The organism is Allofournierella massiliensis, assembly GCF_964241245.1.
GTDB lineage: Bacteria > Bacillota > Clostridia > Oscillospirales > Ruminococcaceae > Allofournierella > Allofournierella massiliensis.
The window spans coordinates 23,954-38,213 of record NZ_CAXSWZ010000031.1; the positions used below are offsets into that span (position 1 = coordinate 23,954).

12 protein-coding genes are annotated in these 14,260 nt (G+C 58.2%); 11 read left to right on the forward strand and 1 reads right to left on the reverse strand.

Annotated features, from left to right (window positions below):
* Window positions 1-83: 83 nt before the first annotated feature.
* The 5 genes from ACESYO_RS13820 to ACESYO_RS13840 all read left to right on the forward strand — a co-directional run bounded on the left by ACESYO_RS13820 (window position 84) and on the right by ACESYO_RS13840 (window position 6,102).
* A complete protein-coding gene (locus tag ACESYO_RS13820; protein ID WP_373210467.1) occupies window positions 84-1,712 on the forward strand; it encodes an efflux RND transporter periplasmic adaptor subunit in 1,629 nt (542 codons plus the stop codon).
* Window positions 1,709-2,437 carry an ABC transporter ATP-binding protein gene (locus tag ACESYO_RS13825; protein ID WP_283128366.1) on the forward strand — a complete coding sequence of 243 codons (729 nt, stop codon included), beginning with the start codon at window positions 1,709-1,711 and terminating at the stop codon, window positions 2,435-2,437. The genes ACESYO_RS13820 and ACESYO_RS13825 overlap by 4 nt, the downstream gene beginning before the upstream one ends.
* A complete protein-coding gene (locus tag ACESYO_RS13830) occupies window positions 2,424-3,734 on the forward strand; it encodes an ABC transporter permease (protein ID WP_058963057.1) in 1,311 nt (436 codons plus the stop codon). The genes ACESYO_RS13825 and ACESYO_RS13830 overlap by 14 nt, the downstream gene beginning before the upstream one ends.
* A gap of 96 nt (window positions 3,735-3,830) precedes the next feature.
* On the forward strand, window positions 3,831-4,541 hold the full coding sequence (locus tag ACESYO_RS13835; RefSeq protein ID WP_058963058.1) for a response regulator transcription factor: 711 nt from the start codon (window positions 3,831-3,833) through the stop codon (window positions 4,539-4,541).
* A 22-nt stretch (window positions 4,542-4,563) separates the two neighbouring features.
* Window positions 4,564-6,102, forward strand: a complete 1,539-nt coding sequence (locus ACESYO_RS13840) for a HAMP domain-containing sensor histidine kinase (protein ID WP_058963059.1) — start codon at window positions 4,564-4,566, stop codon at window positions 6,100-6,102.
* A 153-nt stretch (window positions 6,103-6,255) separates the two neighbouring features.
* On the opposite strand, the gene ACESYO_RS13845 is transcribed toward ACESYO_RS13840, so the two are convergent.
* Window positions 6,256-6,798, reverse strand: a complete 543-nt coding sequence (locus ACESYO_RS13845) for a TetR/AcrR family transcriptional regulator (RefSeq protein WP_373210465.1) — start codon at window positions 6,796-6,798, stop codon at window positions 6,256-6,258.
* Window positions 6,799-7,010: 212 nt separating this feature from the next.
* Here ACESYO_RS13845 and ACESYO_RS13850 point away from each other — a divergent pair, with 212 nt between their 5' ends.
* From ACESYO_RS13850 to ACESYO_RS13875, 6 genes are read left to right on the forward strand one after another with little or no spacing between them, the layout of a single operon-like run.
* A complete protein-coding gene (locus ACESYO_RS13850; RefSeq protein ID WP_373210463.1) occupies window positions 7,011-7,958 on the forward strand; it encodes a flavodoxin family protein in 948 nt (315 codons plus the stop codon).
* 24 nt (window positions 7,959-7,982) lie between these two features.
* On the forward strand, window positions 7,983-10,103 hold the full coding sequence (locus ACESYO_RS13855) for an FAD-dependent oxidoreductase (protein WP_373210462.1): 2,121 nt from the start codon (window positions 7,983-7,985) through the stop codon (window positions 10,101-10,103).
* Entirely contained in the window at window positions 10,100-10,504 is a 405-nt protein-coding gene (locus tag ACESYO_RS13860; RefSeq protein WP_373210460.1) for a hypothetical protein, read from the forward strand. Before ACESYO_RS13855 ends, ACESYO_RS13860 begins: the two co-directional genes overlap by 4 nt.
* A gap of 60 nt (window positions 10,505-10,564) precedes the next feature.
* Window positions 10,565-12,838 (forward strand): FAD-dependent oxidoreductase, encoded by a 2,274-nt coding sequence (locus tag ACESYO_RS13865; RefSeq protein WP_373211304.1) that lies wholly within the window; start codon window positions 10,565-10,567, stop codon window positions 12,836-12,838.
* Window positions 12,839-12,851: 13 nt separating this feature from the next.
* Window positions 12,852-13,370: a DUF1097 domain-containing protein gene (locus ACESYO_RS13870; protein WP_373210457.1), complete on the forward strand. Its 519-nt coding sequence runs from the start codon at window positions 12,852-12,854 to the stop codon at window positions 13,368-13,370.
* Window positions 13,371-13,376: 6 nt separating this feature from the next.
* On the forward strand, window positions 13,377-14,174 hold the full coding sequence (locus ACESYO_RS13875) for a DAPG hydrolase family protein (protein WP_373210454.1): 798 nt from the start codon (window positions 13,377-13,379) through the stop codon (window positions 14,172-14,174).
* Window positions 14,175-14,260 lie beyond the last annotated feature (86 nt).

Sequence of the window (14,260 nt, forward strand, 5' to 3'; positions counted from 1 at the left end):
GTACACTTAAAGGCATACTGAAGATTTGTGCGGTATCCTTTTTGCGTAACACAAACAACCAGCGCAAAAAGGAGTCGAAAATTATGTCGATCAAAATATTCTCCCCTGTTTTGAAGCATAAACGTGCAGCAGCCGCAATTTTGCTGGCCGGCATTCTGGCTGTGGGCGGTACCCTTACCATTCGCGCCCGGATAAGCGCTTCCAAAAGCACTGCATCCGAGGAACTGGCCTATGCCCGCACCGTATTTCTGAAAAAAGAGGATCTGAACGAATCGGTGAACGTTTCCGGCATTGTTCAAAGCGCACAGGTCTCTTCGGTCACCACTGCCCTGAACAACAAGATTACCAGCCTGAATGTGAAGGTGGGCGACCATGTGAACAAAGGTGATGTGATCTGCACACTGGACGATACCGACATCCGCCGCGCCATTCAGGATAAGGAAAAGGAAATGGGCGAGGAAAAGCAGCGCTTACAGGATTCCTACAACAAGGCGGCCACGCAGGTGGACGAAGCCCGCCGCGCCAAGGATAATGAGCGGAAAAACCAGGATGCTCTGGTGGAAGCTGCCCGCAGTGCCCGCGACAAGGCCTCCAGTGCACTGAGTGCCGTAACGCCTGCCTACGACACCGCCAAGGCCAATTATGAAGTAATGGAAAAGGCGGTATCCACTGCACAGCAGGAGGCAGACGTCGCCGCGGATGCCCGACAGAAAGCCTATGATGCCTGGATTGCTGCCGGCGGCGCCACGGAGGGCGATGCTTATCTGGCCTACCAGAATGCAGACACTGCTTTGAACGAAAAGAATGCTGCACTGGAAAGCGCCCGAACTCTTTACAGCTACGAAAGCTACACCCAGGCCTACAACACTGCCAAACAGGCCTATGATGCAGCTGCAGCAGAGCGCGATACTGCTGAAAGCGCTTACAAGCAGGCAGACGCGGCCCGCAATCAGGCGCTGGATGCCTGTGACACCACCATCAACAACGCCGTTTCCGCTTTGCAGGAGGCCGACAAGCAGCTGAAAAAAGGTGTGGACAGCAAGGCGCTGGATGATCTGAAAAAGAGTCTGGACGACACGGTGTTGAAGGCCGAGACCAGCGGCAAGATCACCGATCTCAAGGTAAATGTGGGCAGCATCTGCAAGGGTGATGTGGCTACCATTCAGTCCACCGATCAGCTGATTCTTTCGGTGAGCATTCCGGAATACGCCATCAATAAGGTGCAGCTGGGTATGCCCGCCACCATCACCAGCGATGCTGCAAGCGGCGCGCTGCGCGGCACGGTATCCCGCATTTCTCCCACCGCCGGAAGTGGCGAGGGCGAAGGCAGCGCCTCCGGCTTTGCCGCAGACATTTCCATTGATACCCCGGAAAACATCTTCATCGGCAGCAAGGCCAAGGCCGAGATCATTCTGGCTTCCAAGAGCAACGTGTATTCCGTTCCTCTGGATGCAGTGGCCCCCGGCGACAATGGCCAGGATGTGATCTATGCCCGCCAGGGTGAAGGCGAATTCCAGCCGGTAAACGTGACCACTGGTATGAAGAATGACTACGCAATCGAGGTCAGCGGTGCTTCCCTGCAGGACGGCATGGAGATTCTGGCCGACGCATCCCAGATGCCGGACACTGGCGCTTCCCTGCCTGCGGATGATACCTCCGCTCCTGCTGCCGACAGCTCTGCCAGCTCCTCCACCGGGGAGGTGGCGGAATGAACCAGGTGTTTCAGACCCCACTGATCGAGATGCGGGGCATCGTGAAAACCTATAACGTGGGCAAGGAAAACGAGCTGGAGATCCTGCACGGCATCGACCTGACCGTGTATCCCGGTGAGTTTGTTGCCATCGTGGGCGAATCCGGCAGCGGCAAATCCACCCTGATGAACATCATCGGCGTACTGGATCAGCCCACGGCAGGCACCTACCGGCTGGACGGCGTGGACGTTCAAAGTGCAAGCCGGGATGAGATGAGTGAAGTTCGCAACAAAAAAATCGGGTTTGTATTCCAGAATTTCAATCTGATCGGGCGCACCACTGCCCAGCGCAATGTGGAACTGCCCATGCTGTATGCGGGGGTCGGAGCTCGCCAGCGGGAACAGCGTGCCCGAGAGCTGCTGACCATGGTTGGCATGGAACAGCGGCGGTTTCATCAGCCCAACGAGCTTTCCGGCGGCCAGAAACAGCGCGTGGCCATCGCCCGCAGTCTGGTAAACGACCCGTCCATTCTACTGGCGGACGAGCCCACCGGCGCACTGGACTCCGAAACCAGCCGCCATGTGATGGACATCTTCCATGATCTGCACCGCCAGCAGGGCAAGACCATCGTGCTCATCACCCACAGTCAGGAGCTTGCCTCCGAATGCCCCCGGGTGATTACCCTGAAGGATGGCAATATCATTTCCGACCGGAGAAAGGAGGCCCCCGACCATGCCGATTTTTGAGAACGTGCGGCTGGCACTGACCAGCCTGCGAGCCAATAAACTGCGGGCTCTTCTGACCATGCTGGGCATCATCATCGGTATCAGCGCGGTGATTGCCATTATCACGGTGGGCGATTCCCTGTCCGGCTCGCTGGCTCAGGAAATGTCCAGCTTCGGCGCCCGGGACGTGACACTGTCCGTGGTACAGAAGGACGACCCGTTTGCATCCGGCTCCTTCGATACTCTTGGAGACAGCGAAGAGCTGGATAAATTGCTTGAATCCTTCGAATATAAAGAGCCCTCCGCCAGCGACCGTATCAGCGATGCCATGCTGCAGGAATACCAGAAAAAATTCGCCGATCAGCTGCAGGCAGTGGCGGTAAGCGAGAACTTTGGCAACATCCGCGTGGTTTCCGGCCGCTACAAGGCCTCCGGTCAGCTGATGGGCGTATCCCCCGGCCAACAGACTCTGGACAAGATGAAACTGCTGGCCGGCCGGTTCATCACCGACGCGGACAGCACTTCCCATCGGGCGGTGGCGGTGGTCAGCGACCGGTTTGTCTCCCAGTACTTCGGCAGTAAGGCAACGCCGGAAAGCGCTCTGGGAAAGAGCTTTAAAACCGATGTGGGCAATATTCCCCTTCGGCTTTATATCATTGGGGTGTATGAATACAAGGCGGCAAAGGGTCAGACCATTACCCGAAATCTGGACACCAACGTTTATATTCCTGTGGGCAGCGGGTTCCAGCTGCTTCAGCGGGACGGCGGATATCAGACCGTAACCCTCCAGTCCCGCGAGGACGTGAACAATCAGATCTTTATGGATCGCACCAGAGAGTTCTTCAACAGCTTTTACAGCCACAACCCCAATTTCAACGTTTCGGTTTCCAGCCTAGACGAGGTGGTAAAATCCATGAACAAGATGACCCAGAGCGTGAAGCTTGGCATCAGCGCCATCGCTGCCATCAGTCTGCTGGTGGGTGGCATCGGCGTTATGAACATCATGATGGTATCGGTGACCGAGCGCACCCGGGAAATCGGTATCCGCATGGCGCTTGGCGCGAAAGGCCGGGTAATTCTGTTCCAGTTCATTGTGGAGGCAATCATTATCTGCCTGATCGGCGGGCTCATCGGCGTACTGCTGGGCGTAGGTCTTGGCAGCGCCGGTGCGATGCTCATGCATTATCCGGTCAAGCCATCGCTCGCTGCCGCGCTGATCGCGGTTCTGTTCTCCATGGCCATCGGCGTATTCTTCGGCTACTACCCCGCCAAGCGTGCCGCCCGGCTGGATCCTATTGAAGCACTGCGCTACGAATAAATTTTTCTTTTCACAGGCAGTTGCATGCTGTACAATAAAAGCAACGGGCCGGAGCTTAAGGCTCCGGCCTGATTTTTTAAACGGAGGTCACAAGTTATGCCGCACACCATTTTGATCGCGGAAGACGACCAGGACATCACCACTCTGGTCAAGCTGTATCTGGAAAGCAGCGGTTACCGGGTGCTCTGTGCCCCGGACGGCGCCACCGCTTTGGATCTGGCACGCACCGAATCCATCGACATGGCGGTGCTGGATATCATGATGCCCCGCATGAACGGCTACGAACTCACCCGTGAGCTGCGCGCCATCAGCAATATGCCCATTCTGATTCTCTCGGCCAAAAACACCGACAACGACAAAATTCTGGGGCTGGAATTGGGAGCGGACGATTACCTGACCAAACCCTTCAACCCGCTGGAGATCATTGCCCGGGTAAAAGCCAATCTACGGCGGTTTTACCAGCTGAACCCCACCTCCCCTGTTCTGCCCGGAAGCAACGTTCTTCTGCTGGGGCCGCTGCGGCTGGATCTGGACGCCATGAGCCTGACCAAAAACGGCGCCCCCATTTCCCTTACCCCCACGGAGTACAAAATTCTCAGCTGTCTGATGCGCGCACCGGGACGCATTTTCACCAAGGTTCAGCTTTACGAGGCAGTGAGTGGAACCTACTTTGAAAGCGATGAAAACACCATGATGGTGCACATTTCCAAACTGCGGGACAAGATCGAGGATGACCCGCGGCATCCGTGCTTCATCAAAACTGTGAGAGGATTGGGATATAAAATTGAAGCGGTGGAAACGAACTAAATCCAGTTATTTTTCGGTGCTCTTGCGCAGCTTTGCCATTTTCACACTGCTGCTGGTGGTAGTTGCGGTGGTTCTGCTGTTCTGGGCCCTGCAGGACAGCAGCCGCACTGTCATCAGTCTATCCGATCGGGATCTGAGTGAATATGACAGCCTGCTGGAGAGCGGAAAATATGACCAGTTCCCCACACGCACTCTTCTGGGGCGCACCGGAAGCATTGCCGTGGTGGACGAAAACGGAACCGTGCTTTTTTCCGACGAGAAGCGTTCCGATTTTTCCGCGGAAGAGCTCGCCTGCATTCCTCTGCAAGGGCAGTATATCTACCCCACGGTCACCTACTGGTACGATGAACAGGGCCGCCAGATGACACTGGTGGCAAACGACGGCTTTTCCAGTGTATCCTACCAGACCCCGGTGGTGCTGGATGCTGACCACAAAATCCTTTACGGTTCCATCCCCGGTATGGATTCCGACACCCTGAGCGACGAAGCCTACGGCTACCTGACCCAGACACTCCCCTATGGTTACTATATCTGGAAACACCCCTTCCAGAGCGCGGACGGTCAGGCACGCTGGCTTATTTTGTACGAGCAGATTCTGCGCAATGAAGAATATGCCCACCTGAGTATGGTCTGGAGCCGAACACTGATTCTGTTTCTGGGGCTGTATGTTCTGGTGCTTCTGGCAATGGCACTCTGGCTCAGCCGCAAGGTATGCGGCCCGCTCAAGCGGCTGGAGAAGGGCTTCACCGAGCTGGCTCAGCGGAATGACCCGGAGCCCATCCAATGCCGCGGGCCACGGGAATTCGAGCAGATCTGCAGTGCCTTCAATCAGCTTTCTGCCCAGCTTGCTGAAAGCGAACGCCAGCGCAAGGCATTGGAGGACAACCGGCAAAAACTGCTGGCAGACATTTCCCACGATCTGAAAACGCCAATTACCGTGATTCGGGGTTACGCAAAAGCCATCTGCGACGGACTGATCCCGCCGGAAAAACAGCCGGAATATCTGGACACCATCTACCAGAAATCCACCCGTCTCACCGGACTGATCGATACCTTCCATGAGTACAGCAAGCTGGAGCATCCCCAGTTTACGCTGCAAATCAAACGGCTGGATCTGTGTGAGGTTCTGCGGGAATATCTGGCATCCAAATACAATGAACTGGAGCTGGGCGGCTTTGTTCCGGAGATTGAAATCTCGGATGAATCCATCTGGTGCATGCTGGACAAAACCGCCTTTTTGCGGGTTTTGGAGAATATTGTGTCCAACGCTGTGAAACACAATCCTGCAGGCACTTCCCTGTTCTTCGAACTGCATCGCGAGGAAAATCAGGCAGTGCTTGATCTGGCCGACAATGGCGTGGGCATCCCGCCGGAAATCGCGGACTGCATTTTTGATCCCTTTGTGGTTGGGGATGAATCCCGCGGTACCCGTCAGGGCTCCGGCCTGGGGCTTGCCATCAGCCACAAGATTGTAACGGCACACGGTGGCACCATTCAGCTGGTGCAGCCACCTTCGCCGGGCCGAAGCACCCAGTTCCGGCTTACCATCCCTCTGGCCTGACCAGCTTCTTAATCAACCAACAAAACGCCGGGCGGCTCCGTAGAAAATTGCGGAACCGCCCGGCGTTTATTATTTTCGCAGATTCCCCGGTATGCCATCCACTGTTTGACGAAAAGCGCCGAAGATTCCCTCTTTCATATTGTTTACCATGATCTACTGCACCTCCTCCATGCTGATCTCGCTTTCATACTGGAACCACCAGCGCACCAGCGTCATGGTGTTGGAAGCGAGAAGCTGGGCATACAGATCCACATATCGTTCCTGCGTGCCCTGTAAACCGCAGGAACGGAGTTTTTCCAGAATGTTGTCATGGATGACCTGTACCATTTCAGTGAATACCGGCCGATTGATCGCCCCGCTCCACAGCAAGGTGTAGCGGACCTTGTTTTTGTGCAGGTATTGCAGAGCCTTTTCAAAATTTTTCTGATACACCAGACTGTGGATATTCTGGGCGGAAGCCTCCACAAAAGCAACATCCATCTGGCGGCGGAACTCCTGCAGTGTACGGGCCAGATACTGATCCATCAGGTCGTATTTGTCCTGATAATATTTGTAGAAGGTGGACCGGTTGATCATGGCCTGCTGGCACAGCTGATCCACTGTGAGCTTTTGCAGAGGCGTCTGTTCCAGACACTCCAGCAACGCCCGATCAATCTGGGCCAGGGTTTTGACCACCCGTAAATCCGTTTTGTTCATGAACGCTCCGACCTCTTTCTCTGGCTTTTTTCAAGATAAACAACACCCGCCCGGCGTTTGTTGGATAAGCAGCAAAGCCGCAGATTTTAATGGTATTCAAGCGAAAAAACACTGTTAAAATGATCGCAAAGATGCTGTACAACCGCTTTCAGTATAGCATATTTTCAGTTTCTTGCCATCCTGTGTTTGAGAAAGAGAGAGATTCACAACCAATGAGTATCAAAGTAATGGGAATTACTGCCGGACGGAAAAACGGCAACAGCGAGATTTTGCTGAAGGAGGCCCTCACCGCCTGTGAAGAGGCCGGCGCCGAGGTAACCATGATCAACCTGCGGGACTTCAATATTCTGGACTGCACCGGCTGCACTGCCTGCACCAAGGCTATGTCGCAGGGCAAGTATGCCGGCTGCACGCTGGATGCGAAGGACGACAAAAAGAGAATCATGGACGTAATGCTCGCCCAGGACGCGGTGATCTTCTCGGTTCCCACCTACGATCTGATGCCCGCTTCCTCCTACCTGACCTTTGCTCATCGCAGCCTGAGCTACGAAACTTCCTTTCTGGAAACCATTGGCGCCATCGAGCATCGGGATCGAGTGGCCGGTCTGATCTCGGTGGGCGGTTCCACCCGCTCCTGGCAGTCCATGGCGCTGGAAGATCTGCAGGCCACCATGTTCACCACCGACATGAAGGTTGTGGATATGCTGTTGGCCACCCGCGTTCCCGCCCCCGCCCAGTGCCTTCTGGACGATGAGCTGATGGCCCGTGCCCGCCTGCTGGGCCAGCACATCATGGAGGCTGCCGCCACCCCCGCTGAGGAGCGCAAGTGGCTGGGCGAAGAGGATATGGGCTGGTGCCCCAACTGCCATTGCAACGCTCTGGTGCTGGGCGAAAAGCAGTGGGACGGCCTGCATTATCCCATCGAGTGCCAGGTGTGCGGCGCCGGCGGTACTCTGGAGCAGACCGAGGACGGCAAGTGGAAGTTTGTAATTCAGGAGGACGGTCTGCTGAAGGATCGCACCACCGTGGCCGGTCGCGCCAAGCATCTGGAAGAGATTGCCCAGACCCAGGGCGGCTTCTTCTCTGACCCCGCCAAGATTCAGCTGGTGCAGCAGCGCAAGCAGAAATATGTGGAAAAGAAGTTCAAGGGCATCGACTGAGCCCCACAGAAAGGAGCGCCAAACATGAGCGTTACGATCGAGATCGACGGCAGACAGCTGACCGTGCCCGAGGGCATGAATTTGCTGGAAGCCGCCCTGCAGAACGGGATCTATATCCCTCATCTGTGCCATCACCCGGATCTTCCGGATCTGGGCTCCTGCCGGTTGTGCATCGTTGAGGTGGAGGGCATGGAAGGCGTGCAGCCCTCCTGCAAACTGAAGGCCAGCGAGGGCATGAAGGTCATCACCGACAGCCCCCGCATCCACAGTCTGCGCAAGCTGGCCATGGAGCTGTTGCTGGCAGCCCATCCGGAGGACTGCTCCACCTGCCCCAAATACGGCCGCTGCGAGCTGCAGACTCTGATTCAGTACATGGGCGTTTCCGCCACCCGGATGAGCGCCCGCATCAAGGGCTTTGCCCAGAACGATAAAAACCCGCTGCTCATTCACGACATGAACCGCTGTGTGCTGTGTGGCCGCTGTGTGCGCGCCTGCGGCGATCTGCGGGGTGTGGGTGTGCTGCAGTACAACAAAAAAGAGCTGGAAACCTATGTGGGCACCCTGCATGACAAGCTGCTCACCGACGCGGACTGCCGCTTCTGCGGTGCCTGCGCCGAGGTTTGCCCCACCGGCACCATCCGGGATCTGGTGGAGTTCACTCCTGTGGAGAAAAAGGACACCCTGATCCCCTGTCAGGCCACCTGCCCGGCCCATACCGATGTACCCCGCTATGTACGTCTGGCTAAGGAAGGCCGCTGGGAAGAGGCGCTGGCCGTGGTACATGAGCGTCTGCCCTTCCCTGAATGTCTGGGCCGTGTATGCGCTCATCCCTGCGAGAGCAACTGCCGCCGCGGCGAGGTGAACGAGCCGGTTTCCATCCGGAACATCAAGCGATATGCAGCCGAGCATGCAGGCGGTGAGCTGTGGAAGAAGAACAGCAAGCACCTGCCTGCCACCGGCAAGCGGGTCTGCGTGGTGGGCGGTGGCCCGGCCGGCATGACTGCGGCCTACTATCTGGCCAAGCAGGGGCACAGCGTGACCCTGAAGGAAGCCTATCCCACGCTGGGCGGCCAGATGGCTTATGGCATTCCCTCCTATCGTCTGCCCCGCGTAGTGGTGGCCAAGGAAGCCGCCTATCTGAACGACGTGGGCGTTTCGGTGGAGACCGGCTGCCGGGTGAGCGATTTCAAGGCACTGAGCGCGGAATACGACGCGGTGCTGCTGGCACTGGGCACCCATCAGGGCGTTCGCCTGCCCATGGAGGGCAGCGAGCTGCCGGGTGTACTGCTGAACAGTGATTTCCTGCGGGATGCCTCCATGGGCGTGGAAACCGGAATGGGCAAGCGGGTCATCGTGCTGGGCGGCGGCAACGTTGCCTTCGACTGCGCCCGCACCGCCCGCCGGCTGGGCGCCGAGGAGATTCATCTGGCCTGCCTGGAAGCCCGTGAGAAGATGACCGCCGACGAGGAGGAAATCGAGCAGGCGCAGGAGGAAGGCATCCAGATCCATCCCGCTCATACCTTCGAGGCCATTCTGGGTCCGGATCGGGTTTCCGGCGTTCGGTTCTGCAATGTGAAATCCTTTACCTTTGACGAAAACCGCCGTGCGGTGATCGAGAAGGAGGAAAATTCCGAGCATGTGATCGAGGCCGACACCGTGATCTTTGCGGTGGGTCAGCGCACTCAGATCAGCCCTGAGGCAGGTCTGGAGCTGGGCCGCGGCAATTCCATCGCCGTGCAGCCCGGCAGCCTGCGCACCAGCGTGCCCGGCATCTACGCCTGCGGTGATGCGGTGTACGGCACCCGTACCGTGATTCAGGCAGTGGCCGCCGGTCGTGACGCTACCAGCGAGATCGACAAGGCGCTGGGTGGCAGCGGCGATATCTCCGAGGTTCTCGCCCCGGTGGAGATGCCGGATGCCTTCCTGGGCCGCATTGAGGGCTTCGGCCATCAGGCCCGCCATCCCGAGGTTGTGCGCGACGCGGCACTGCGCGAGAACAATTTCGACGCGGTGAGCTTTGGTCTGGCCGATGAGGGCGTGCGTCAGGAGGCGGGCCGCTGCCTGCAGTGTGACCTGCGCTTCACCATTACCCCGCCCCGTATCTGGAGCGATTACGATCAGAACGGAAAGGAGGCACAGCAATGAGCCTGCTGATGAACAACACTGACGCACTGGTTCAGCTGCGCAGCTGCGACCGTGCCCGTCTGGAAGAACTGTTCGGCACCATGGCCCCGGTATCCGGCCGTGTGGTGGGTGCGCTTTACAACGCAGACACCGAGGGCATGAAGAACATGCTGCTGCATACCAATCCCGCCGGTGTGGTGGCCGGTTTGAAGATCGCCGCGCTGCTCACCGGAGCCTCCGGCGCAGAGCTGGTGGTTCGCTGCGAGGTGGATCGCCAGACTTTGCTGGCCAACGCCGGAACGGTGGATCTTCCGCTGGAGATCACGCAGGCGGCACTGGTAAACAAGGCGCTGCATAAAACAGATCTGCTGCTGGATCTGGAGCAGCTGGCTGCCATGGCCGACCGACTGACCGGCGCATAGCCCGGTCTCCTGGTGGCCGTGGGCGACGCCACCCCCACTGAGTTCCCTGCTGACACTCTGTTGACTGACATTCTTCCTGTCGGTAAGGGATTGCTGGTTGATCACCGGTTCTATTCCGCTCAGCAGCTGGAGGGCATGACCCTGGCCAGTCTGGCCAGCCGCAGCGGCGTGCTGCGGCCCATGACCGACCGGGACTGCCCGGTGGATCTAGCCAAAAAGGAAATGCTCACCCTGCGCCGTCAGAGCTGTGGCAAGTGTACCTTCTGCCGGGAGGGCCTGTATCAGCTGAGTGAGATCTTCGAGCGCATCTCGCTGGGCCGTGCAAAAACCGGCGACCTTGATCTGGCCGAGGAAATCGGCCAGGCGATGACCGTTTCCTGCAACTGCACGCTGGGTGAGGAGGCTGCTCTTCCCGTTCTCAGTGCAATGGATGCCTTTGCCGCTGAAACCCAGGCCCACGTTCGCCGCAAGGAATGCGCCGCCAACGCCTGCCTGGCCCTGACCCAGTTCTATGTGGATCCCAAGCTGTGCAACGGCTGTGGCAAATGCGTTTCTGCCTGCCCCAAGCAGTGCATCGAAGGCGGTGAGGGACTGGTGGCCGTGATCGACAATTTCGATTGCAGCCGCTGCGGCGAATGCCTGCCTGTCTGCGAGCAGCAGGCCATCAAACGCACCAGTGGCCGGCTGCCCAAGCTGCCTTCCTCCCCTGTTCCCGTAAAGGGCGCGGCTCCCGCCGCGCAGGCGGAAAGTGAATCTGCTCCGCTGCCTGCTTCCAAGCGCAAGCGGGTGTTCGCCCGCCCTGCCAAGCCGCAGGTTGCCCCGGTGGAGACCCCGGCGGCTCCCGTCAACCAACCCAAACATGTTGAGGTGAAGATCATGAAAACCATCGAAACTGATATCGTCATCGTGGCCGGCGGCCCCGCCGGTCTGGCCGCTGCCATCGCCGCCGGCGAGCAGGGCATGAAAACCGTGATTCTGGAGAAGTCCAGCGCCACCGGCGGCGCTGCCAACATGGGTATGGGCCCCCTGGGCATCGACACCAAGATCCAGAAGGCCGCCTTCAACAATCTGGGTGTGGACAAGGCCATCCAGATGCACATGGAATACACCCACTACCGGGTGGACGAGGATCTGGTGCAGGCATACTTCCACAAGAGCGCCGATACCATTGAATGGCTGGAGGAGATGGGCGTGGAATTCGCCGGTGCCTTCCGTTACTTCAAGGAATCCGAGGCAACCTGGCACATTGTAAAGCCGGAGAACGGCGTGATCGGCCCCCGTGCCGCCAGTGCCATGGTAAAGGCCATGACCCAGCGTGCCAAGGAGCTGGGCTGCGAGATCCTGCTGGAGACCGCCGCCACCTCCCTGATCACCGAAGAGGGCAAGGTCTGCGGTGCTGTGGCTGTGGACAAGGACGGCAACGGTCTGGAAGTACGCGGTAAGGCCGTGATTGTGGCCACCGGCGGCTTCGGCAATAACCCGGAGATGATCGAAAAGGAATTCGGCCTGCACATCGGCAAGGACTACTTCCCCTTCCGCATCCCCGGCATCACCGGCGACGGCCTGAATATGATGTGGGAAGTGGGCGCGGAGAAATTCGGCGCCAACATCGAAGCCATCTATCAGCTGCCCGATAACCTGAACTGGTTTTTGCTGGATGCCGTGCTGCGTCAGCCCAACCTGATGGTGAACCAGCTGGGCGAACGCTTCATGAACGAGGGCGACCTGGGCAACACCACCTATGCGGGCAACGCACTGGCACTGCAGCCGGGCAACTACGGTTACTGCATCATGGACGAGGGCATTCTGAAAGAGTACAAGAAGAACGGCCCGGACATCGTGGACATCGTGCATCCCGCCGAGGCTTTCCTGGCCTTCGAGGGTCAGGCCGCACAGGCTGTGGAGCAGGGCTACGAGGCTTACTTTGAGGCAACCACTGTGCCCGAGCTGGCTGAGAAGCTGGGCATCGATGCGGACGTGCTGCAGAACACCATCGACGAGTACAACGCCATGTGCCGCTGCGGCGTGGACAGCAAGTTCCACAAGTCCCAGAAGTACCTGCACCCCATCACCGGCAAGGGCAAGTACCTGGTGGGCAAGTACTACCTGGGCGCCTACGGCACCGTGGGCGGCGTGCGCATCAACCGCTACTGTGAGGTTCTGGACAAGAACCACATGCCCATCGAGGGCCTGTACAGCGCCGGTTCCGACGCCAACACCATTTATGGCGACAGCTACAACTTCACCCTGCCCGGCAACTCCATGGGCTTCGCGGTGAACACCGGCCGTATGGCGGGCGAGAGTGCTGCCCAGTACATCGCCGACTGCCAGTAACCGGAGGCACGGCATGCAAAACAAAGCACAAATCCTGACCCTTGCGCTTTGCATCGCACTGCTGCCGCCCATCTGGGCGGTGGCAGCGCCCTACCTGAACGTGACTACCGGTGCGGTGGCTCTGATCTGCGCCGGGCTGTGTGCCGCCAACGGCGACAAGGCCAGCGATGCAGGTCGCATTTCGGCAGGTTTTCTGCTGGGCGATGCCTGGGCCTGTCTGGCGCTCTGGATCATGGATCACCTGCCCTTCGGCGCGGATCTGAACCTGTTCTGCACCCTGTTTGTGCTGGGCGGACTGGCCGTACTGCTGAGTGCGCTGGCGCCCCGGTTCATCTTCTGCCCCGCCTGGCTGTGCGGCTGGGCCATTGGTCTGACCATTCTTTCCCCGGTCGGATTTTCCGGAATGGGCAGTCTGCCTCTTCAGATCGGCGCAGCAATGCTGGTGGGCGTATGGTATGTGGGCGTATTTTTGAACCTGGTGCAAAAGCAGCTTGTGCGTCTTTTTACGAAACACTCCGATTCCAAGAGGTGACATGATATGAACAAAGCAGTTGGCGTAAGCCGGGAAGAGATGACTCTGCCCTATTACAAATTCTTTGAGCAGCCGCTGGCCGAGATTCCGGCAGAAAAGCTGGAAACTTTGAAAGGCGGCCCCTCTGCCCTGCCCGCGGTTCTCTTTGAACAGCGCAACCTGTTCTTGGCCGGAGAGGACAAGGACTTCTGCCAGCTGGGATATGGCATTATGCCGGACGGCACCGGTTTCGTGTGCAACCAGACCTACATGCCCGGCGTGACAAGCGAGATGCTGGACTGGTGGTTCCCCTGGCACAGTGTGGGCTCCGATCTGAGCTATAAAATCTGGGACAAGGAAGATCACTATTTTGCACGGGCTGACCGGGCAGACTATGTCTGCGACCCCAACGTGCCGGTGAACCAGAAAACCTGGGGCGTCAACCACTACATTCTGGAAGACGTGGGCCCGGGGCCGGAATTTCTGAAGCTGTGCTTCAAGAGCCCGGCGGATTTCGGCTACGACCCGGCGCTGGTGGGAAGCGCACAGTGCCAGTCGCTGGTGTGCGCCATCGGCGAGGGCAACTGCGCCGCCGCCATGACTCACAAGTGGTACCCCTACAAGGATGGCGTAATGTTCTGCTCCCGGTTCTGGATTGGTTACGCGCTGATTGACGGCGTTTACAAAAAAATTCTTCCGGAGGGCGTACGCCTGCCCGAGATTGTACCCCAGGGCCTGTTTGCCCACAACATCAAGGAATTTTCCAATCTGGCTGCGATTCTGCCCCGTCTGTGGGCCGAATGCCCGGAAAGCCTTGGTTTCTGATCCATACAGAAAAGGGGCTGTTGCAAAACGGAAGTTGAGCAACAGCCCCCACTTTTTGTGAAAAGCAGGATCGGAAGAGACTTTTT